The organism is Gilliamella sp. Occ4-3 (assembly GCF_001690675.1).
GTDB lineage: Bacteria > Pseudomonadota > Gammaproteobacteria > Enterobacterales > Orbaceae > Gilliamella > Gilliamella bombi.
Genome location: NZ_LZHR01000022.1, coordinates 65,389 through 88,338 on the forward strand (window position 1 = coordinate 65,389; position 22,950 = coordinate 88,338).

Annotated in this window: 19 protein-coding genes and 1 tRNA gene; 16 read left to right on the forward strand and 4 right to left on the reverse strand. The window is 35.9% G+C overall.

What is annotated here, in order from left to right; all coding sequences use genetic code 11:
- Positions 1–16: 16 nt before the first annotated feature.
- The 10 genes from nfsA (at position 17) to relA (ending at position 12,285) form a co-directional block, all read left to right on the forward strand.
- The gene (gene nfsA, locus A9G44_RS02420; RefSeq protein WP_065609093.1) at positions 17–742 is read left to right on the forward strand and encodes an oxygen-insensitive NADPH nitroreductase; all 726 of its coding nucleotides are present in this window, start codon (positions 17–19) and stop codon (positions 740–742) included.
- Positions 739–1,902 carry a histidine-type phosphatase gene (locus A9G44_RS02425; RefSeq protein WP_179854792.1) on the forward strand — a complete coding sequence of 388 codons (1,164 nt, stop codon included), beginning with the start codon at positions 739–741 and terminating at the stop codon, positions 1,900–1,902. The genes nfsA and A9G44_RS02425 overlap by 4 nt, the downstream gene beginning before the upstream one ends.
- A 536-nt stretch (positions 1,903–2,438) precedes the next feature.
- Positions 2,439–3,713, forward strand: a complete 1,275-nt coding sequence (locus A9G44_RS02430) for an MFS transporter (protein ID WP_034912651.1) — start codon at positions 2,439–2,441, stop codon at positions 3,711–3,713.
- 44 nt (positions 3,714–3,757) lie between these two features.
- Complete coding sequence (gene galE / locus A9G44_RS02435; protein WP_034912648.1) at positions 3,758–4,774, forward strand: UDP-glucose 4-epimerase GalE; 1,017 nt, start codon at positions 3,758–3,760, stop codon at positions 4,772–4,774.
- Positions 4,775–4,818: 44 nt separating this feature from the next.
- The gene (gene galT, locus A9G44_RS02440) at positions 4,819–5,868 is read left to right on the forward strand and encodes a galactose-1-phosphate uridylyltransferase (protein ID WP_034912645.1); all 1,050 of its coding nucleotides are present in this window, start codon (positions 4,819–4,821) and stop codon (positions 5,866–5,868) included.
- Positions 5,869–7,026 carry a galactokinase gene (gene galK / locus A9G44_RS02445; protein WP_051634232.1) on the forward strand — a complete coding sequence of 386 codons (1,158 nt, stop codon included), beginning with the start codon at positions 5,869–5,871 and terminating at the stop codon, positions 7,024–7,026. It abuts the gene before it with no gap.
- Positions 7,017–8,015, forward strand: coding sequence for a galactose-1-epimerase (galM, locus tag A9G44_RS02450; protein WP_065609095.1), 999 nt, complete (start codon positions 7,017–7,019; stop codon positions 8,013–8,015). The genes galK and galM overlap by 10 nt, the downstream gene beginning before the upstream one ends.
- A gap of 169 nt (positions 8,016–8,184) precedes the next feature.
- Entirely contained in the window at positions 8,185–8,673 is a 489-nt protein-coding gene (gene coaD, locus A9G44_RS02455; protein ID WP_065575058.1) for a pantetheine-phosphate adenylyltransferase, read from the forward strand.
- Positions 8,674–8,685: 12 nt separating this feature from the next.
- Positions 8,686–10,023 (forward strand): 23S rRNA (uracil(1939)-C(5))-methyltransferase RlmD, encoded by a 1,338-nt coding sequence (rlmD, locus tag A9G44_RS02460; RefSeq protein WP_065609096.1) that lies wholly within the window; start codon positions 8,686–8,688, stop codon positions 10,021–10,023.
- A 3-nt stretch (positions 10,024–10,026) separates the two neighbouring features.
- Positions 10,027–12,285 carry a GTP diphosphokinase gene (gene relA / locus A9G44_RS02465; RefSeq protein WP_065609097.1) on the forward strand — a complete coding sequence of 753 codons (2,259 nt, stop codon included), beginning with the start codon at positions 10,027–10,029 and terminating at the stop codon, positions 12,283–12,285.
- 50 nt (positions 12,286–12,335) lie between these two features.
- Here relA and folA read toward each other — a convergent pair whose 3' ends face one another.
- Positions 12,336–12,836, reverse strand: coding sequence for a type 3 dihydrofolate reductase (folA, locus tag A9G44_RS02470; protein ID WP_065609098.1), 501 nt, complete (start codon positions 12,834–12,836; stop codon positions 12,336–12,338).
- 10 nt (positions 12,837–12,846) lie between these two features.
- Positions 12,847–13,911: an MJ1255/VC2487 family glycosyltransferase gene (locus A9G44_RS02475; protein WP_065609099.1), complete on the reverse strand. Its 1,065-nt coding sequence runs from the start codon at positions 13,909–13,911 to the stop codon at positions 12,847–12,849.
- A 219-nt stretch (positions 13,912–14,130) separates the two neighbouring features.
- Here A9G44_RS02475 and A9G44_RS02480 point away from each other — a divergent pair, with 219 nt between their 5' ends.
- The 5 genes from A9G44_RS02480 (at position 14,131) to mutT (ending at position 20,057) form a co-directional block, all read left to right on the forward strand.
- Positions 14,131–14,508 (forward strand): hypothetical protein, encoded by a 378-nt coding sequence (locus A9G44_RS02480; protein WP_065609100.1) that lies wholly within the window; start codon positions 14,131–14,133, stop codon positions 14,506–14,508.
- A 120-nt stretch (positions 14,509–14,628) separates the two neighbouring features.
- Positions 14,629–16,173, forward strand: a complete 1,545-nt coding sequence (locus A9G44_RS02485) for a multicopper oxidase family protein (RefSeq protein WP_081298226.1) — start codon at positions 14,629–14,631, stop codon at positions 16,171–16,173.
- A 204-nt stretch (positions 16,174–16,377) separates the two neighbouring features.
- The gene (locus tag A9G44_RS02490; protein WP_065609102.1) at positions 16,378–16,722 is read left to right on the forward strand and encodes a hypothetical protein; all 345 of its coding nucleotides are present in this window, start codon (positions 16,378–16,380) and stop codon (positions 16,720–16,722) included.
- 77 nt (positions 16,723–16,799) lie between these two features.
- Positions 16,800–19,532 (forward strand): preprotein translocase subunit SecA, encoded by a 2,733-nt coding sequence (gene secA / locus A9G44_RS02495; RefSeq protein WP_065609103.1) that lies wholly within the window; start codon positions 16,800–16,802, stop codon positions 19,530–19,532.
- Positions 19,533–19,652: 120 nt separating this feature from the next.
- Positions 19,653–20,057: an 8-oxo-dGTP diphosphatase MutT gene (gene mutT, locus A9G44_RS02500; RefSeq protein ID WP_065608733.1), complete on the forward strand. Its 405-nt coding sequence runs from the start codon at positions 19,653–19,655 to the stop codon at positions 20,055–20,057.
- 327 nt (positions 20,058–20,384) lie between these two features.
- On the opposite strand, the gene A9G44_RS02505 is transcribed toward mutT, so the two are convergent.
- A tRNA-Asn gene (locus A9G44_RS02505) sits at positions 20,385–20,460 on the reverse strand.
- A gap of 148 nt (positions 20,461–20,608) precedes the next feature.
- On the opposite strand from A9G44_RS02505, the gene A9G44_RS02510 reads away from it, so the two are divergent.
- Positions 20,609–21,184, forward strand: a complete 576-nt coding sequence (locus A9G44_RS02510; RefSeq protein WP_034912660.1) for a TIGR00730 family Rossman fold protein — start codon at positions 20,609–20,611, stop codon at positions 21,182–21,184.
- Positions 21,185–21,247: 63 nt separating this feature from the next.
- On the opposite strand, the gene fruA is transcribed toward A9G44_RS02510, so the two are convergent.
- Entirely contained in the window at positions 21,248–22,942 is a 1,695-nt protein-coding gene (fruA, locus tag A9G44_RS02515; protein ID WP_065609104.1) for a PTS fructose transporter subunit IIBC, read from the reverse strand.
- Between the last annotated feature and the right edge of the window lie 8 nt (positions 22,943–22,950).

Sequence of the window (22,950 nt, forward strand, 5' to 3'; positions counted from 1 at the left end):
ATGCTAAGGAGCCACTATGCAAAATCAAACCATCGATCTACTTTGTCGACACCGCTCTATTCGTGCTTATAAAACAACTAGTTTAACTCAAGAACAAATAGCGTCTATAGTTCGATCAGCACAGTCGGCTTCTAGTTCTAACTTTATTCAATGTTCGACAATTATTCGTATTACAGATCCTCAAAAACGAGAAAAACTAGCTCATTATGCTGGTGATCAAAAATATGTTAACCAAGCTCCTGAATTTTGGGTATTTTGCGCCGATTTTAATCGTCATTTTCAAATTGATCCAACACTCAATCTTGGCAAAGCAGAGCAGTTATTATTGGGCTGTGTTGATACAGCAATTATGGCTCAAAATGCAGTAATAGCGGCTGAATCCTTAGGACTTGGTGCTGTGTATATTGGTGGACTGCGAAATGATCTTGATAAAGTAACCCAATTACTTGAGTTACCAAAATATGTTCTTCCTCTTTTTGGGCTTTGCCTTGGTTACCCCGATCATAATCCAGAAATAAAACCGAGGTTACCTAAAGAGCTTCTCTTTTTTGAAAACCAATATCAACCACTTGATCATGCAACTTTAGCAAAATATGATACCCAAATAGGTGATTACTATCAAAACCGTAGTACTAATCAAAAAACCGGTGGTTGGAGTGATAAAATTGCAAATACAATAAATAATGAACAACGTGATTTTATTTTAGATTATTTACATAAACAAGGATGGATCACAAAATGAAAAATAACCATTACCAATTAGATAAAATCGTTATACTTAGCCGTCATGGTATTCGTACGCCATTACAAAATACTTTGCAGTTTTTAGAAAAAGTGACTCCCTTTAAATGGCCTAAATGGGATCATCCATATGGTTATTTGACCACTCGTGGTGGAATATTAGAAGTTTATTTTGGCCGCTATTTATCGACTTGGCTTGAAAAACACAATATAAAATTATCAAAACATAATACTGAATTATTCGTGTATTCTAATAGTTTGCAAAGAACCGTCGCGACAGCTCAATTTATGACAGCTGGTGCCTTTGCTGGGTATGATATTCCTATTCATCATAAATATGCCATTGAAAAAATGGATCCGATTTTCGATCCTAGCTTGCAAGACGATTCAACTGAGTTTAAAAATGCGGTTTTGCGTGATATTGAAGAAGCTGACAAAGCAGCCAATATTTTTAAAAGCCTAGCACCAGCTTATGAAACCCTTTCCGATATTTTGGATTATAAGCATTCAAAATTATATGCTGAATATAAATGCGATTTAGCCGATATTCCATCCGAACTTTATTTTAAAAAACATGAAGAACCAGCACTCCTCGGACCACTTGCGATAGGTATTTCAGCCGTTGATGCATTCTTATTGCAATACTATTCGGCCTTTCCAAAAGAACAAATTGCATGGGGTAGACTAACTAGCCAAGAGCAGTGGCAACAAATTAGCGCAATTCGTAATCAATATATAAATTTAGTTTGCCATTCTAAGACACTTGCTAAACATTCAGCGGCACTTATTATCAACATGATAAACGATCTTATGCTACAGGATAGTAAAGTCAATTTACTTATTGGACACGATAGTACCATCGCTTCATTACTGGGTGCATTAGACTTTAAAGACTACCAACTACCAAATCAATTTGAAATAACCCCAATTGGTGGAAAAGTAGCTTTACAGCGTTTTCGTCACCTATCTACAGGCGAATACTTTTTTAAAGCCGAATATATTTATCAAAGTTTTGAACAACTCCATAACGGGCTAGCACTTGATGACAATAATTTACCACAACATTATCAACTTCATTTAGAAAATGCTTCTGTTAATAATGATGGTTATTATTATTGGTCAGATTTTGAGGAACGAATAAAATCAATTAAAACTAGGTAATTAACCATTAGGTTATCTAATTTTTCCAATTTAATTAAGATTAAACAAATTAATAATAAAAAGTTAAGCTAATACTAATTAATAAAAAATTCCTTGTCAAAAAGTTTCAGGTAAATATACGTTTCAGTATAAATGTTAATTGTTTAGCTTACTTAAATCATAGTCAATTACAATAGACTCAAGAAAGTGTAAACAGAAAAATGTAATCGATTTCAATCAATAGCTGCACTTTATTTGTTTTATTCCAATTAATTATTTTAAACCTTCTCTTTAGCAGATTGACGATCTTTAATTTGCATTATTGCCATCATAAAACACGAAAATTATACTCAAACACATATCTACCTGAAACTTTTTTAACAAAAATTAATTTAACATTAAATGTAACCGATTTCATAAAATGTTATCTAGATCACTTTTTCAAAATTATTTTAGTGCTATTATCGCCCCCAACAAATAACTTACCTGTTCATATACATGTAAAAGTTTTTTAAATGATTGTGTGATCATTTAAAGCCTAACAAAGGAAGTTCATTATGAATCAAAAAATAAAGTCATCACTAAGTAATAAGAATTATTGGATATTCAGTCTTTACTTCTTTCTATACTTTTTTATTATGGGAGCATACAGCCCTTTTTTTCCTGTTTGGCTAAAAATGAATGGGCTTGATGAGGCTAATACGGGGTACGTTTTTTCATTTATTTCACTATTTGCGCTTTTTTTTCAACCCTTATTCGGGTTAATTTCTGATAAACTAGGGTTAAAGAAACACCTTCTTTGGGTTATCACACTTCTTCTTGTACTATTTGGTCCATTTTTTATCTTCGTTTTAGGGCCATTACTTCAATTAAATGTCACCTTGGGCGCAATTGTTGGAGGGCTTTATCTTGGTATGGTATTTAGTGGTGGTGCACCAGCTATTGAAGCTCTTGTCGAAAAAATAAGTCGACGTAGTGGATTTGAATTTGGTCGTTGTCGTATGTTTGGCTGTTTTGGTTGGGCTATATGTGCTTCGTTTGTTGGAATTATGATTTCTAAAGATGTCAATGCCGTTTTTTGGTTATGTTCTGGATTTGCATTGATTCTTTTAATTTTAGTTAAAATCGCCGATCCTGCAAAAACCACAACGACTGAAGTCGTTGAGCAAATGGGATTAAATAAACCAAAGCCATTCAATCTAAAACTTGCCCTTGATTTACTTAGTATGCGTAAGACATGGTTCTTCATGCTTTACATAATTGGGGTTGCTTGTACTTATGATGTATTTGATCAACAATTTGCAAACTTTTTCACCTCATTTTTTACTAACGAACAAGTGGGTCGTGAAGCTTTCGGCTATGTAACTACGCTCGGTGAATTTTTAAATGCCACTGTGATGTTTTTTGCTCCTCTGATTGTAATGAAAATAGGCAGTAAAAATACATTACTTATTGCTGGTGCTATCATGTCTATTCGTATTACAGGTTCAGCATTTGCCAGTACAGCAGTTGAAGTGGTGATATTAAAAACGCTACATATGTTCGAAGCACCTTTATTACTTGTCGGTGCATTTAAATATATTACCAAACACTTCCCTATTCACTTATCAGCAACCGTTTACTTAATCGCATTTTGTTTTGCAAAACAATTATCTATCATGTTTATGTCCACTTTTGCAGGGTTAATGTATGTTAAAATAGGTTTCGAAGGAGCATATTTAATCCTTGGCTTGATCGCATTTAGTTTTACGCTTATTTCATCCTTTACATTATCAGGGCGTGGACCATGGGATCTGTGGAAACATAACAACAGTGAAGGGTCTGAAGATTAGCAGACACTCACTATAACTATTATTGACTAGATGAAGGTTTTATTATGAAAATATTAGTAACTGGTGGTTGTGGATATATAGGAAGTCACACATGTGTTCAACTAATTAAATCTGGCTATACACCAATTATTATTGATAATTTGTTTAACAGTAAAGCATCAGTACTGGATAGGATACAAAAAATTACTGGGCAATCCGTCATTTTTTATCAAGGCGATGTATGCGATGAAAAACTATTAACTAAGATTTTTTCAGAACATGACATTAAAGCGGTGATCCATTTTGCTGGCCTAAAAGCCGTCGGTGAATCAGTTCACAAACCACTAGAATATTATGAAAACAATGTCTACGGCAGTATCGTACTGATGAAAGCAATGCGAGCTGCAGGCGTTAAACAGTTAGTATTTAGTTCGTCGGCCACTGTCTATGGCGAATTAGCCCCTGTTCCTTATGTTGAAACATTACCGCAAGGTTTACCTACTAGTCCGTATGGAAAAAGTAAATTAATGGTTGAGCAATGTATTATGGACTTGGCCGTTGCTGAGCCCGATTGGTCACTAACTTTACTACGTTATTTTAATCCTGTTGGAGCCCATCCAAGTGGATTAATGGGCGAAGACCCACTTGGTGTTCCTAATAATCTTATGCCTTATATTACCCAAGTTGCTGTAGGCAAAAGAGAGTCATTAGCTGTTTTTGGTAATGATTATCCAACAGTAGATGGAACTTGCGTTCGTGATTTTATACATGTTGTTGATTTGGCGGATGGGCATATCGCTGCACTCAAAACCGATCAAAACAAAGCTGGTGTGCATATTTACAATTTAGGCTCAGGTGTTGGTTATAGCGTATTACAAGTCATTAAAGCTTTTGAAAAAGCATCAGGAAAACCTCTTAATTGGCACTTTGCCCCAAGACGAGCAGGTGATTTACCAGCATTCTGGGCTGATGCTAATAAAGCTGAGCAAATATTAGGTTGGAAAACCAAACTCACGCTTGATGACATGGTAAAAGATTCTTGGAATTGGCAATCAAATAACCCTCAAGGCTATCCTGATTAACAATACATTTTATAAAACATACAAAATTAACAGAAGAGGCAAAAATGGATATTTTTAACCCAGTTGACCATCCTCATCGTCGTTACAACCCATTGACCAATCAATGGGTACTTGTTTCACCACATAGGGCAAAACGCCCATGGCAAGGGCAACAAGAAGTATTAAACGAAGAGCAAAAACCAAGTTATGATCCGACTTGCTTTTTGTGCCCAGGAAATAAACGGGTAACAGGAGATATCAACCCCCAATATAAGGGAACATTTGTTTTTACTAATGATTTTGCAGCACTAATGGAAAATACTCCAGAATCACCAAAAAACGCCGATCCATTATTCCAAATGCAAAGCGCAAAAGGCACTAGTCGAGTTATCTGTTTTTCACCCGATCACAGTAAAACATTACCTGAACTTGATTTACCTGCAATTGAAGGAGTAATTAAAACCTGGATAGAACAGCAGCAAGAGTTGGGCGAAAACTATCCTTGGGTACAAGTGTTTGAAAACAAAGGATCAGCAATGGGGTGCTCTAACCCTCATCCACATGGACAAGTTTGGGCAAATAGCTTTTTACCGAATGAAATTGCCCGCGAAGATCTAAATATGCGTAATTACTTTGAAAAATATCATCGCAATTTATTGGTTGATTATGCTGAAAAGGAACTTATTAATCGTGAGCGAATCGTTGTAGAAACCAAGTATTGGCTTGCCGTTGTTCCTTTTTGGGCAATATGGCCATTTGAAACATTATTATTACCAAAAACTCACATTCCACAATTAACCCAATTAAATGACGAACAACAAAGTGATTTAGCTATTGCGCTCAAAAAATTAACGAGTCGCTACGATAATTTATTTCATTGCTCTTTCCCATACTCTATGGGCTGGCATGGTGCGCCATTTATGCAAGATAAAAATGATTATTGGCAAGTACATGCACATTTTTATCCCCCTTTATTACGTTCCGCCACAGTAAAAAAATTTATGGTAGGTTACGAAATGTTAGCCGAAGTACAACGTGATTTAACCCCAGAGCAAGCAGCTGAAAGGTTACGTAACGTTAGTGATGTGCATTATAAAGACAAAAAGGATAAATAAATGAACGCATTAATCAAAGCAACTACACAAGCATTTGAATCTAAATTTGATTATAAACCCGATACACTGATACAAGCCCCTGGTCGTGTAAATTTGATTGGCGAGCATACCGATTATAATGATGGTTTTGTTTTACCTTGTGCCATCGATTATCAAACGATAATAAGTTGTCACAAACGTTCTGATAATCTTGTCCGAGTTATTGCGGTTGATTATGATAATCAACAAGATGAATTTTCTTTAGATTCTCCTATTGAAAAACATCCGGATTATATGTGGGCTAACTACATACGTGGGGTGGTAAAACACTTAAAAAAATATGCAAATAATATCCATGGCGTCGATTTTGCTATTAGTGGAAACGTTCCTCAAGGAGCAGGACTAAGTTCATCAGCATCTCTAGAGGTTGCGGTAGCTAAAATGTTCCAAGTTCTTTACAACTTAGCTTTAGATGGCACCAAGTTAGCCTTAATTGGTCAAGAGGCCGAAAACCAATTTGTTGGTTGCAATTGTGGCATCATGGATCAATTAATATCTGCCCTTGGACAAAGCCAACATGCATTGTTAATTGACTGTCGTTCATTAGAAGTTAAACCAGTTTCAATTCCTAAAGATTTTGCTGTGGTTATCATCAATTCAAATATCAAACGAGGATTAGTTGATAGTGAATATAATACTCGACGCAAACAGTGTGAAGCAGCAGCTCAAGCTCTTGGGGTAAAAGCCTTAAGAGACGCGTCCTTAACTGAATTACAACATATTGAAAACACGCTCGATCCAATTGTCTTTAAACGAGCTCATCATGTAATCACTGAAAATGAACGCACACTAAAAGCAGCACAAGCTCTTACAGATGGTGATTATAAATTATTATCAAAACTCATGGCACAGAGTCACAATTCAATGCGTGATGATTTTGAAATTACAGTCCCCGCTATTGATTATCTAGTTGAAATAATTCACGGTGTAATTGGTGAACAAGGCGGTGTTCGCATGACAGGCGGTGGCTTTGGTGGTTGTGTTGTGGCATTAGTACCAAAAGATAAAGTTGATGCTGTTAAAACGGTTGTTAGCGATAGTTATGCTAAAAAATTCGGTATTAAAGAAGATTTTTATGTCTGTAAACCAAGTGAAGGAGCACACGCGATATGCCTATAACGCAAATTATTGAACTGTCCAATAAACAAGGAATGCGAATAAAACTTTCAAACTGGGGAGCTACATGGCTCTCCTGTGAATTGCCCGTTAATGGACAGAATCGAGAAGTATTACTCGGCTGTCGCTCACTTGAACAATACCAACAACAGGATGCCTATTTAGGTGCTACAATAGGCCGATATGCTAACCGTATTGCCAATGCTACTATTAATATTGACAATAAACAATATCATCTCACCGCGAATCAAGGTGTAAATCAGTTACACGGCGGCAAATTAGGCTTCGATAAACAATTATGGTTAATTCAATCTTGCTCCGATCAGCAAGTGACTTTCCTTTTGATTTCACCTGATGGTGATCAAGGGTTTCCTGGTGAGCTGAATGTAACTGTAACGTATAAACTAACCGATGACAATCAAGTAATTATCTTGTTTAATGCAACTACAACAAAAACTACGCCAGTGAATTTGACTAATCATGCTTACTTTAATCTAGATGGTGAAATAAGCAAGGATGTACTTAATCACAGATTAAAAGTAAATGCTAACTATTATTTGCCAGTTAATACCAATGGTATCCCTAATAAGGATTTAGTTAGTGTTGCCATGCACGATATGGATTTACGTCAACCAAAACTTTTATCGGAAAAACTACTTGAAAGCGCAGAAAGGCAAATAACTGGTGGTTATGATCATGCTTATTTATTAGATAAAACCAAAGCGATAGCCGCTCAACTCATTTCATCTGATAAAAAAGTAACAATGAATGTTACTACAACCAAACCATCATTACAGATTTATACAGGTAACTTTTTACAACATACACCAAACCGGCATAATGGTGAATATGGAAATTTTGCTGGCATAGCATTAGAAAGCCAATTTTTACCGGACAGCCCTAATCATCCTGACTGGCCACAACCAAGCTGCTTTTTACAACCAAAACAAATATATGAACATTACACTGCTTACCAATTTTTTATAAATTAATAAGTTGTTTGACTTAATTATTGCTGTATATTAATAACATCTAGCTTTTTCATATTTACATTACTAGAAATCCAGCAAATTGAGCAAAAGAATTTTGCACGGTTAAACTAACAATCCTAAGTAAAATTAGGTATGATACAGTCATCATACCTAATGGATAATATTAAATATGAAAAGCAAAAGTTTAACTGCTATTTTTCCGGGTACTTTTGATCCCATCACTAATGGTCATATTGATCTTGTTACACGAGCTTCGTTACTGTTTCCTCGATTAATTGTCGCTATTGCCGAAAATCCTAATAAAAAAACACTCTTTACTCTAGAAGAACGCGTAAATTTAGCGTCAACAGCAGTTGAACATTTACTCAATGTCGAAGTTATTGGCTTTGACAATTTAATGGCTAATTTTGCACAAACCCATAATGCCACAGTTATCGTTCGAGGCGTTCGTACAACACACGATTTTGAATACGAAAGGCAACTTGCCGAAATGAATCGTGCATTAAAATCTGATTTAGATACTATCTTTTTAATGCCATCAATTGCAATGGGATTTATTTCATCGACAATAGTAAAAGATGTTGCCTACCATGGCGGTGATATAACAAATTTAGTACCACTGCATGTCAAAACAGCTTTATTAAAGCGCTTAACATAAATAAAAACGTCTATGGTTAATTTTTATACTCCACAAAGAAAAAAGTTCACATCACAAAAATTGACAGTAACTATCTCATCTTTAGATGCCTTTGGGCAAGGTGTGGCCAATCATAAAGGTAAAACAATTTTTGTAAAATCAGCCTTGCCTGATGAAACCGTTGATATTGAGTTAACTGAAAATAAAAAAAATTACGCTAAAGCTAAAGTCATTAGATATCATAATCAAAGCAAATACCGCGTTAAACCTCTATGTGAATATTATCAACAATGTGGAGGTTGTGAGCTACAACATATTGCACCACAGATGCAACAACAAGCAAAATATGATGCGTTGATAAATCTATTACAAAAAGAGACAGGACAACCTTTAACAAATATCGTTAAAAATTCACCGCAAATTATTGCCGATCAACCTTTCCATTATCGTCGACGAGCAAGACTTTCAATTAATATCGTTAAAGGCCAATTAGCAATTGGATTTCGCCAAGCTGAATCTAATCAAATAATCAATATCAAACATTGTCCTGTATTAGTTGATGAATTAGATTCATTGCTATCGCCATTACTAAGCATGCTCAATAACATAAAACAGAAAAAAGCACTGGGTCACGTTGAACTAATTTCGGTCGATAGCGGTATTATTCTTGTTTTAAGGCACACTATGCCTCTAAGTAATCATGATGTTAACCTATTAAAAGAATTCGCCGAAAATAACAATATCTCGCTTTATTTTCACGGCGACGATTTAATACATATTGCCGGTAATACTGAGCATTTTTATTTAATTAATCATTTAAAATTAACATTCAGCCCTCTAGATTTTATTCAGGTAAATTGTAAAATTAATCAAAAGATGATCGAACAGGCGCTTAACTGGCTAACTTTACAACCAACAGATCGGGTTTTAGATCTGTTTTGCGGAATGGGCAATTTTTCATTACCTATAGCAAAATTAAGTAAAACTGTAACGGGTGTTGAAGGTGTTGATGCCCTAGTTGAAAAAGCAAAATTTAACACTATATTAAATAGTACTGAGATTTGTGCGGAAACCAATTTTTTAACCTGCAATTTAGATGATACTCAACAATTTTCGATATGGAGTCAATCACAATATAATAAAGTATTATTAGATCCAGCAAGAGCTGGTGCGTTTAATGCAACAACTGAAATCGCAAAATTAGCCCCTTCAAAAATTGTTTATATATCGTGTAATCCTGCTACACTAGCACGAGATAGCAAACAACTTATCGATGCAGGATATCAAATTGCTCAAGTTGCTATTTTAGATATGTTTCCGCAAACCAAACACATTGAATCAATGTTGTTGCTAATAAAATCAGGAACATAAGTTATGGTATCGATTAGAGGCGCACACCAACATAGTGAAGAACACTATTCCCTTGCTCAATTTGATGTAGAACAATGGATAAAACAAGAATTGTTATTAACCAATCCTACGTCTTATAAAAAGTTTAGAGAAGTTTGGGATTTTTGTTTTGAAAATAGCGCAGGTGCATTAGAACAAACTTTCTGTTTCCAAAATGCGATAGAAATGGTCGAAATTCTATCGACACTTAATATGGATATTAATAGTTTATGTGCTGCCTTATTGCTTCCCTTTGTTGATAGCAAAATTATTCGCCGAGAAGATATTCCAGAAGATTTTGATCGAGAAATTTCTCATATTATTTCTAGCATTGTTAAGATGAAAGAAATTCGCCAATTACGAGCAATTCGTAACGGTAGTGCTACTTCCGAACAAATTGATAGCATTCGCCGAATGCTACTAGCGATGGTAAATGACTTCAGAAGTGTAGTAATTAAATTAGCAGAACGCATTACCTACTTACGCAATTTAATCAATGCACCTCAAGAAGAACAGGTCCTTGCTGCTAAAGAATGTTTTAACATCTATGCGCCTTTAGCCAACCGCTTAGGCATAGGTCAATTAAAATGGGAACTAGAAGATTTCTGCTTCCGCTATTTACATCCAGATGAATATCGATTAATAGCAAAAAAATTGCAAGAAAAGCGATTGAATCGAGAATTGTACATCAAACAATTTGTAAGCTATTTACAAAATTTGATGAATCAAGATCATATTCGTGCTGAAGTTTACGGTCGCCCTAAACATATTTATAGTATATGGCGAAAAATGGAGCGTAAACACCTTCAATTCGAAGATTTATATGATATTCGTGCTGTGCGTATTATCTGCGATCGTATTGAAGATTGTTATAATGCATTAGGTATTGTCCACAGCCATTATAAACATATCGCAAAAGAATTTGACGATTATGTAGCAAATCCTAAACCAAATGGTTATCAATCGATCCATACTGTTGTTTATGGTCCACAAGATAAAGCAATCGAAATTCAAATTCGTACTGAAAAAATGCACAATGAGGCTGAACTCGGTATTGCCGCACATTGGAAATATAAAGAAGGCAGTACCGACAAAATGACAGCCTATGATCAACGAATTTCTTGGTTGCGTAAATTATTAACATGGCAACAAGAAATGTCAGAGAGTGGTGAAATACAAGAAGCCGTTCGTAGCCAAATTTTTGATGACCGAGTTTATGTTTTTACGCCTAAAGGTGATGTTGTTGACTTGCCTGCTAGGTCAACTCCACTTGATTTTGCTTATCATATACATAGCGATGTGGGACACCGCTGTATTGGAGCCAAAGTAGGCGGGCGAATTGTACCATTTACCTACAATTTAAAAATGGGCGATCAAGTTGAAGTCATTACCCAAAAACAGCCAAATCCTAGTCGAGATTGGCTAAATCCGAATACAGGATTCGTTAATAGTAGTCGTGCCAGAGCTAAAATTCAAGCCTGGTTTAAAAAGCAAGATCGAGATAAAAATATCGCCACAGGTGAGCAAATTTTACAAAGTGAACTTGAACCTTTAAACATTAGTATAAAAAGTGTCGAAAAAATCTTAATTAATAAATATAACGCTCATTCATTTGACGAGGTATTAGCTGGTATTGGTAGTGGTGATGTAAGGATTAATCAATTAGTTAATTTTATCAATGCACAATTTAATAAACCAACTGCTGAAGAGGAAGATGAAGCAGCATTAAAACAGATTGCCCAAAAAACAAATATACAAGCTAAAAATACTAATAAATTCAACAATAAAAAAGGCAGTGAAATTATTATTGAGGGTGTGGGTAACTTAATGTATACCATTGCAAACTGTTGCCGCCCTATTCCTGGCGATCTAATTGTGGGGTTTGTAACTCACGGGCGAGGTATTTCAATTCACCGAGCTGATTGTGAGCAATTGCAAGAACTTAAAAATCATGCGCCTGAACGTATTACTCACGCTGTTTGGAACAACAATACCCAATCAAGTTATACCATGGTGATAAAGATTGTTGCCAACGATCGAAGTGGTTTATTGCGAGATATCACTACGATTTTAGCTAATGAAAAGGTTAATGTTCTTGGTTTAATGAGCCGTTCAGATATGAAGCAACAATTAGCCACTATCGACGTAGATATGGAAATTTTTGATCAGGATTCGTTAAATCGAGTGCTCAATAAAATAAAACAACTACCCGATGTTATTGAAGCTAAACGTTTTCAAGGTTAATTAGCATGTTAAATTGCCACTTTTTTAGTGGCAATTAGGTTTAATATTTATTACTTTCTTTCTAAAATTTCAAACTGATATGAATAGCCATTTTTATCATCCGGTTGATGCCCTTCTTGATAAATAACTTGCCATTGCTCAGGTGAATAATCAGGGAAATGGGTATCCCCCTGTAGTTCCGCATCTATGTGCGTTAAATAAAGTCGATTTGCTAACGGTAAAGTCTGCTTATAAATATTACCACCACCAATAATAAATGCCTCATCAACATTCTGTTTTTGTGCTAACAGTATAGCGGCATCAATTGATTGAACCCAACTTACATTTTGAATTGAATTAGGTTCACTTGGTGCTTGCTTTGAAATAATAATATTATGACGATTTGGTAGTGGACGGCCAATAGACTCAAATGTCTTTCTTCCCATAATAACAGGTTTATTAAGTGTATTTTTTTTAAACCATGCCAAATCTGCAGGTAAATGCCAAGGCATTTGATTATTTAAACCAATTACACGATTATCGGCCATGGCTACAATAATACTTAATATCATATCCGTTCCTTTACACATACCCTAAAGATTTTATTCGCTGATTGACATGCTCAGGAAAGATGGTTTGACTCCAAAGTCGTTCGCTTAAAGAAAGTAACGACTCTTTTTGTCCAGCAACGATCCAATTAGACAATTCTGTAGCAACATCAGGGTATATTATTGGTTTTGGTGAAGGTAAATCTAACCAATACTTAAGTTTGATACAGTTTAAACTTTCCATAACCGTTGCCATATCAAGAGATCGTAAACATTGAGCATTATAAATTTGTTCAAATTGACCTGCCACAGGCTTAGTAAGAATCTTTTTACCAAGCGTTAATGCTTCAGAAATCAATGCAAAGCCCGTATTTGAAATAATGCCAGAGCAATTGACTAAAGCTTGCGTAAAACTATCACGACTAAGAGGTTGAAAATTAATATTACCTCGTTGCGATTCTTGCTTTATATCTGGGTGAAAACAGATAAATTGATGATCTTGAAATTGTTTTAACATACCAATGATTTCATCTATACCTTCAAACGGCAAATAAACCACAATGCTGCCATCTTCTGTTGGTGTGGCATTAAATGAATCAATCATCGGTGGCAATAACTTATGCCCAAAATGAAACCAATGCAAACCAATAGGCTTAGTAACTGGCGCATAATATTTCATAATTACATTGGCAACTAACCCATATTCTTTAGGTTTAAGATATTGGCATACGGCCTGATTACTTATACCTAAACAGTCACGTTGCTGATGATGTGCGGCCCAAGCAGTGACTGGCTCAAAATCACTAATAATACAATCATACTTTGATAAATCGAGTTCCCGCACGTCTTTAATCAGCCTGAAAGCACGAATTCGTTGTATGGTTTTACGAAAATTAATTTTACCATTTAGTGTTGCAAAGGTGACACCTCGATAAGTCTTATAATCACCAAAAACTTGCATATCAAAATAGTCTTTAGGATCACGTCCACTAAAAATATAATCAACATCAGCTCCAGCTTTTTTTAATGCTTTAGCTAAAGTTCTACAACGACTGACATGGCCATTTCCTGTTCCTTGAACACCAAAAAGAATCTTCATATCAATATTATTTGCCAATTATTATTGTTAAATATCATACCAGAACACGTCATAATTATCTTATTTTTTTACACATTAACTTAAAATTTTAGTATTTTTAATATATTAATAGACAAGTCGACAAATCAATACAATTAAATTAAACTAGTTATATCAAGGTGATATTTAAACTTTAAGTAGGGCTATTATTTATTTTACAAAAAATAGCGAGATATCAAGATGCCTATAACACCCCAAAATAAACCAATTTGCCAAATAATTGTATTAGCATCAATACTATTTTTGTTTAGTTATTCTTCATGGCATTTATCTAACTTATTATTATCACCAGTTTTAACTTGTCATTCTGCTCATTCCACATCTGAATTAACACCTAAACACGAATCTATTTCTAACGAGCCAGTTTTGGTTTTGCGAAAAAACACAATCATATCAGCTTGTGCTTTGTTTCATCAGTGTTCAACCTGTAATATTTTGAACTCTAATTTTCCTGCAAAACTTTATATTTCGTCTAGCAGTGAACGATATCTGCCCATTAAGCCTATTCTACAATATAACGAATTTATTCCAGAGTTAAGACCACCGCAAGCTGTTTAATTGGTTTATGTAAATAAAAGCAGTAAGTAACACTACAAGCAATAACTGAATTATATTGATATTTGTTTTATCAGTATAACCATCAGGTTATTGTTAAAATTAACTATTTTGAGGAACATCATGAAACGTCGAAATTTTTTGATAAATATTACCACAGCTATCGGTGGATTGGTCGCAACTAAAGCTATAGCCCAAATGGGGAACAATAATATGCATGACACAATGTGTGATACTAATTCTGATGAATGTCAAAAGGGGGATAATATGCACCAACACATGAATATGGACATGAATCACAATCAAATGCCGCAAAAACTTTTATCGACTTCAGCACTACCACAAGGAATGGATCTACCAACTTTGACCAACTTAAAAAATGAGAGCAAGAAAAAAGGTGTTTTTGAAGCAACATTACATATAAAACCAACCAAAATTGCATTAACGCCAGATTTAACCACGGAATTTTGGACCTATAATGGAATGATACCTGGTCCGAAAATTGAAGTATTTGAAGAAGACCATGTTAAAATCACTGTAAAAAATGAACTTACTCAATCAACGACAATTCATTGGCACGGCTTGCTCATTCCATCTGATCAAGACGGCAACCCACAAAACGAAATTCCAGCAGGAGGCAGTCGAACTTATGAGTTTACCATTCCTAAAGATACGGCTGGCACTTATTGGTATCATCCTCACGGACACAATACAGTAGCAGAACAAGTTTATCGAGGTTTAGCTGGTACATTTATTGTTCGTAGCAAACACGATCCACTTGCATCGTTCCCTGAACAAAATTGGTTCTTTTCTGACTTAAAATTAACCGACAAAGGCCAAATTGCTGATAATTCAATGGTTGATTGGATGAATGGACGTGAAGGCCAATTTGTATTGATAAATGGCAGTTACCGCCCAAAAATCAAAATAGATTCAGCCACACATATCCGAGTATGGAATTCGTGTTCAGGTCGATATCTCAATCTTTCTATCCCTAACTGCGATGTCTTTTTAGTTGGCACTGATGGTGGACTATTAGCTAAACCCTATCTGCTTACCAAACCCTTATTATTAACTCCGGCTGAACGTGCTGAATTAGTCATAATACCAAAACAAACTGGTACTGTATATTTACAATCAATCGGATATGATCGCAATAAAATGGGCAATGTACCGCCAGAACAAGATATAATACTAGGTGAGTTAACACTGACTAAATCCGAGCCAATCACCTTACCAAACACATTAAACCAACTACCTAATATGGGGCCAGCTGTCGTCCATAAATTACTGGAATATACCGAAGTAATGGACATGAAAGAGCCGCGTGGTGGTGTGTTATTTTTAATTAATGGTAAACGTCATGATATGTCGCGAATTGATCTAAAAAGCAAAATTCACGATATTGAAGAATGGACAATATTTAATAACTCCCATATGGATCACAATTTCCACATCCATGGCGCACAATTTATTGTACAATCGCACGAGTTAAATGGTAAAAAAACTCAGCCTGATTATATTGCCTTAAAAGATACCATTAATTTGCGGCCACACGAAAAACTTACCATCAAAATACAGCAAAATCTTCCTGGGCTTCGCATGTATCACTGTCACATTATTGAACATGAAACAACTGGCATGATGGGGCAATTAATGGTGGAATAATATTTATTCCTTTATCTCTTTCCTTGATTCAATTTTTAGTATGGTTGGATTGAGGGAAGTTAAATTAACAAAAACTCGCTTATCATTACCGAAAAAAAGCGAGTTTTTATAAACCTATCATCTTATTAAAATTCCTTTTATTAAATTATTCCCCTTGTAATAAGGGTTTTTTATTTTGCTAAAAAATGCTAAAATGCGCAGATTATGATCGTCATCAACTATTGGCAAAAACTCAACAAACGATTGATTATCAAAACCGCTTTATCGCACTTATTATTAGGTGTGATTGCTGCTGGGTTTGGTTTATGTCAAAACGAAGCGCTTCCATCGGAATCTGATGTTTCGCACAGTGGAATTATTGCTATTACATCCATTGTACAAGATCACAGAGAAACAGCACAAAGAAAGTTACCAACACTAGCATGTTCCCCAAAACAGCATACTGTAGTACTTTTAATAACGCCCAATTATGATGATCTTTCCCATAGCAAGGCAATCCGACTATCCCCTTACAACGGCATACGAGCTGGACCAAAAACTACCTCTTAGAATTTACGCACAAATAAAACTAATTTTTATTCAAGGTAAAAGCCTTAAAATCCGTATTAAAAAACAAGAGAAAAGTTATGTTATTAAAATTATTAACAAAAGTATTTGGTAGCCGCAATGAGCGCGTATTAAAAAGTATGCGTAAACGAGTTGAAAAAATTAATGCACTTGAACCAGCCATGGAAGCATTAACTGATGATGAACTAAAAGCAAAAACTACAGAATTTAAAGACAGGATTGCCTCTGGGACCCAATTAGATGATATTTTGGAAGAAGCTTTCGCAGTGGTACGTGAAGCGAGTAAACGTGTATTTGGCATGCGTCATTTTGATGTGCAGTTAATCGGTGGTATGGTATTAAATGAACGTTGCATTGCTGAAATGCGTACGGGTGAAGGTAAAACTTTAACAGCGACATTACCTGCCTACTTAAATGCACTAACAGGTAAAGGTGTACACGTTGTTACGGTTAATGATTACTTAGCGCAGCGAGACGCTGAAAATAATCGTCCTTTATTCGAATTTTTGGGCTTAACTGTAGGGATTAACCTACCAAATATGCCCGCACACATAAAACGTGAGGCTTACAACGCAGATATCACCTATGGTACCAATAATGAATATGGTTTCGACTACCTACGCGATAATATGGTATTTACCAAAGATGCTCGAGTACAACGTCCATTACATTACGCCTTAGTCGATGAAGTTGACTCAATTTTAATTGATGAAGCAAGAACACCTCTGATTATTTCAGGTCAAGCGGAAGATAGTTCCGACAGATATATTAGCGTTGATAAAATCATTCCTTACTTGACCCATCAAGAAAAAGAAGACTCTGACCAGTTCCAAGGTGATGGTGACTTCTCAATTGATGAAAAATCTCGCCAAGTTAACTTAACAGAACGAGGCTTAGTTAAAGTTGAAGAATTACTGATAAAACAAGGTATCATGAAAGGTGATGAGTCACTTTATGCGCCGAGCAATATCGTATTGATGCATCACGTTAATGCAGCCCTACGCGCTCACCACCTATTCCATCGCGACGTTGATTATATTGTCAGAGATAACGAAATTATCATCGTTGACGAACATACTGGAAGAACAATGGATGGTCGACGTTGGTCTGATGGTTTACATCAAGCTGTTGAAGCAAAAGAGCACGTTAAAATCCAAAATGAGAACCAAACACTGGCTTCAATTACTTTCCAAAACTATTTCCGTTTATATGAAAAACTAGCTGGCATGACAGGTACTGCTGACACTGAAGCATTTGAGTTTAACCAAATTTATGGTTTAGATACGATTGTTATTCCAACTAATCGCCCAATGCAACGAAAAGATCAATCCGACCTTGTCTATATGACCGAAAAGGAAAAGATAAATGCAATTGTATCTGATGTACAAGAATGTGTAAAACGCGGTCAACCTGTTTTAGTCGGAACAGCATCAATCGAAAAATCAGAATTAGTTTCACAAGCATTTAAAAAAGCAGGTATCAAACATAATGTCCTAAATGCTAAATTCCATGCTCAAGAAGCTGAAATCATTGCTAATGCAGGGAGTAAAGGTGCAGTTACTATTGCAACTAACATGGCTGGTCGTGGTACTGATATTATGCTCGGTGGTAACTGGCAAAATGATATAGCAAAAATTGAAAATCCAACACAAGAAGACATCGAAAAAGCGAAACAAGCTTGGCAAACAAAACACGAAGAAGTGATTGAGTTAGGTGGACTTTATATTTTAGGTACTGAACGTCACGAGTCACGCCGTATCGACAACCAACTACGAGGTCGTGCAGGACGTCAAGGTGACCCTGGCGCTTCACGCTTTTATCTATCACTGGAAGATCCATTGATGAGAATTTTCGCCTCTGATCGTATGGGTAATATGATGCGTAAATTGGGTATGAAAGAAGGTGAAGCTATTGAACACCCATGGGTCACAAAAGCCATTGCCAATGCTCAAAAGAAAGTTGAAAGTCGCAACTTTGATATTCGTAAACAACTTCTTGAATATGATGATGTCGCCAACGATCAACGTAAAGTAATTTACCGAGAACGAAACGGCTTACTTGATAATACCGATATAAAAGATACCATTGATTCAATTCGAGCTGATGTATTTAACACTCTAATAGACCAATACATTCCACCACAATCAATTGAAGATATGTGGAATATACCAGGTCTTGAAACTGCGCTAAAAACAGACTTTGACTTGGATTTACCGGTCGCAAAATGGCTAGATGAAGAGCAAAATCTGCACGAAGAAACATTGCGTGAACGAATCTTACAAATTGCTCAAGACAAATATTTAGAAAAAGAAAACATGACTGGAGCTGAAACATTTAGACATTTCGAGAAAAGTGTTATGTTACAAACACTTGATACGCTTTGGAAAGAACATTTAGCAGCTATGGATTATTTACGCCAAGGTATTCATTTGCGCGGCTATGCACAAAAAGATCCAAAACAGGAATATAAACGTGAATCATTTAATATGTTTGCTAACATGCTAGAATCATTAAAATATGATGTTATTGGTATTTTGAGTCGCGTACAAATTCGCTCACAAGAAGAAGTTGACGAAGCTGAACGCCAACGCCTAGCAGAAATGGAAAAACTAATGGCCAAACAACAAGCTAACCATGATTCGGTAGCGAGTATAAATGGCGAAAATGAAGAACTATCAGCAGGAGCTTCTTCGCAACCAATAGTACGAACTCAAGCCAAAGTTGGTCGTAATGATCCATGCCCCTGTGGTTCAGGTAAAAAATATAAACATTGCCATGGTGCTGTTCAGTAAGGAAAAAATTTAGTATCATCAAACAAATTTGATACTTAAATCGTCGATTAAGATCGACAATAGGTTGAAAGGGAAAGTCACAACTTTCCCCCAAAATTTTACTCATAGGCAAATAGAATTATGAATAAACATATTGAAATTGCTGTAGGTATTATTCGTTCACAAAATTGTCAAATATTTATCACCCAACGCGGAGAAGACTCTCATCTTGCTGGTTTTTGGGAGTTTCCTGGTGGAAAAATCGAGACCGGAGAAACGCCATATCAAACCTTACAACGCGAAATCGCTGAAGAAGTTGACATCCATATCCACCAAGCCCAATTTTTAGATACCTTTAACCACAATTATGATGATCGCGATATTACAATTCATGCATATTTAGTTGAAGAGTGGGATGGAGTCCCTTTTGCTAAAGAAGGCCAACCAAGTCGTTGGGTTGACCAAGAAGATCTGAATGCCGACGAATTCCCTGACGCCAATCGACCGATCATCGAAATGCTTAAAAACTTAGATAAACAAATATAACTTAGTTATTACAATTTAGCTTGTTCGCGAGTTTAGTTTTGTTTATTTAACTTAAATTAGTTTCTTGTATGATTTTAGAGCTATTATATTTAGTTCATAAAACAGCTGTACGCTGTTTCCCCGCGCCGAGAATAACACAATGCTAAAGCAAAAATTTACTATCACAAAGCTTTGATCCTATTTTAACTAATAATCCATTTAGCAATGGCTAAATACATACCCAATAAACTCGGATTTAGGTCTATTTGCTGTAATAACGAAACGAATAATCAGAATGGGTTGCATATAAAAAAACCTGCCATAAGCAAGTTTTATAAATTCGGAAATTGGCTCCTCCAACAGGACTTGAACCTGTGACATACGGATTAACAGTCCGCCGTTCTACCGACTGAACTATGGAGGAACACTTAACGGAATGAATATTAACTATATATAACACCAATGTCAATCTCTAAAACAGCAAATAGAATTAACTGCTCAGCTTGTAATCAAATTAATCTATAGATATGCTAGGATAATTAAATATATTATTAACAGGTAAAATGGCATTTATGAAAAAAAATATTTGTATTTTTTGCGGAGCAAGCGAAGGGAACCAATTAGAATATCGTACACAAGCAGAACAATTAGGCAAAACTTTAGTAGAACAAAATCGACGGCTAATTTATGGTGGTGGTAATAAAGGTTTAATGGGAATTATTGCTAATACAGTACTTGCGCACGGCGGTGAGGTGATTGGTATTATTCCTGAACGTTTAGTCAAAGCCGAAACAGCACACCACGGTATCACTCGTTTAGAAGTAGTGGATAATATGCATCAACGCAAAGCAAGACTTTCGGAATTAGCTGATGGTTTTATTGCAATGCCAGGAGGAACTGGAACTTTAGAAGAATTTTTTGAAGTTTGGACAGCAATGCAAATAGGTTATCATGAAAAGCCCGTTGCATTATTTAATGTGTTAGAATTTTGGCAACCAATGCTTAATTTTTTGCAACATGCAGTGAATGAAGGTTTTGTTCGAGATAGTTTTTATAAAACATTAATTGTTTCGGAAGATCATCGAACTATACTACAACAAATGGATCATTTTATCCCTAAAGATTTACAGCGCTGGGTAAAAAAATAGCTTAAATGTCATATTATATAAAAACGCCATCACTTGATGGCGCTTTTATTTATATGTTTAAAATTACGCAGCAGTTACAGCTTCTGACTCTGGTTGTTTAATAAATGCATATGCTACACCAGCAATAACGGCACCAACAACAATAGACAATAAGTAACCAACTACTGGTTTAACAACGCCCGGAATTGCTAAAGCAAATAAACCACCATGCGGCGTCATTAATGTTGAACCGAAGGCTAACGCCATACCACCCGTAATAGCACCACCAACAATACAACATGGGATAACACGTAATGGATCGCGCGCAGCAAATGGAATTGCTCCTTCTGAAATAAAGCATAAGCCTAATACCAATGAAGCCTTACCACTTTCTTGTTCAGTTTTAGCAAATTTTTTGCGCGCAATCAATGTCGCAATTCCCATTGCTAAAGGTGGAACCATGCCCCCAGCCATAACCGCTGCCATTGGAGCATAAACCTGCGCTGAAATTAAACCTGTACCAAATGCATAAGCAACCTTATTTATTGGTCCACCCATATCAGTACACATCATGCCACCTAATATAGCGCCCAATATAACGGCATTGGCTGTACCCATTGAATTTAACCATACTGTTACAACGTTCATTAACCACGCAATAGGCGTACCAACAATAAATTGCATCACAAGACCGGTAATAAGCGTTGCAAATAGTGGTACGATTAATATTGGTTTCAATGCCTCTAGACTTTTTGGTAATGGTAAATATTTAGTGATTAATAGTGCTAGATAACCTGCAAAATAACCAATAATAATTCCACCTAAAAAGCCAGCCCCCGTCGAAACTGCTAGCAAACCGCCAACAAGTCCTGGTGCAAGACCGGGTCTGTCAGCAATGGAATAAGCAATATAACCTGAAAGCAGTGGCACCATAAGTGAGAAAGCAAGACCACCGATTTCGGCTAAATGCGATTCTCCAATTAATTTTTGTACTCCATCAACCATTTCAAATGAACCAAAAGCGAATGAAAGCGCAATAATCAAACCACCTGCAACCACCATTGGTAACATATAAGATACACCTGTTAGAAGGTGCTGATAAATACCTTTTTTCTCGTTGCTTGATTTAGCGGTTGAAGTATTTGATGACGGTTGATATACGGTTGCTTCTTCAAATGCTTTATCAAATTCTTGTGCTGTTTTTTTCAGAGCTGGACCTGTTTTGGTGCGATAAAGTTTTTTACCTGCAAATTTACTCAAATCAACATCAATATCACAAGCCGCAATTACAACATCGGCTGAAGCCACTTCTTCTGGTGTTAATTCATTACCGACACCAACTGAGCCACGTGTTTCAACCTTACACCACCATCCACGTTTTTTGGCTTCCTCTTCAATCGCTTCTGCTGCCATAAAGGTGTGAGCAACACCTGTTGGACATGCGGTTACCGCAACAATACGTTTTATACTGGTATTATTGCTTGAGGCAGGCATAGCTTCGGCTGTTTGTTGATAAACACTCGCTTTACTTTGCGCATCTGTTAAAATCTGTTTTGGGTTAGCAAAAATTTGATTTAAATCATCAACGGCATAAACCTTTTTACCAACAACTGCTTTATCACTGATAGTTCCAGAACCTACTGCAACTATAACATCAGCCGATGTTGCATTATCAACCAGATTTAGATTTAATTCGTTTGCGGCTAAAGCTAATTCCGCTTTAGCCAAACGTCCATTTACTGGCCCTGTATTACTACCTTCAATAATATATATATTCATGAATACTC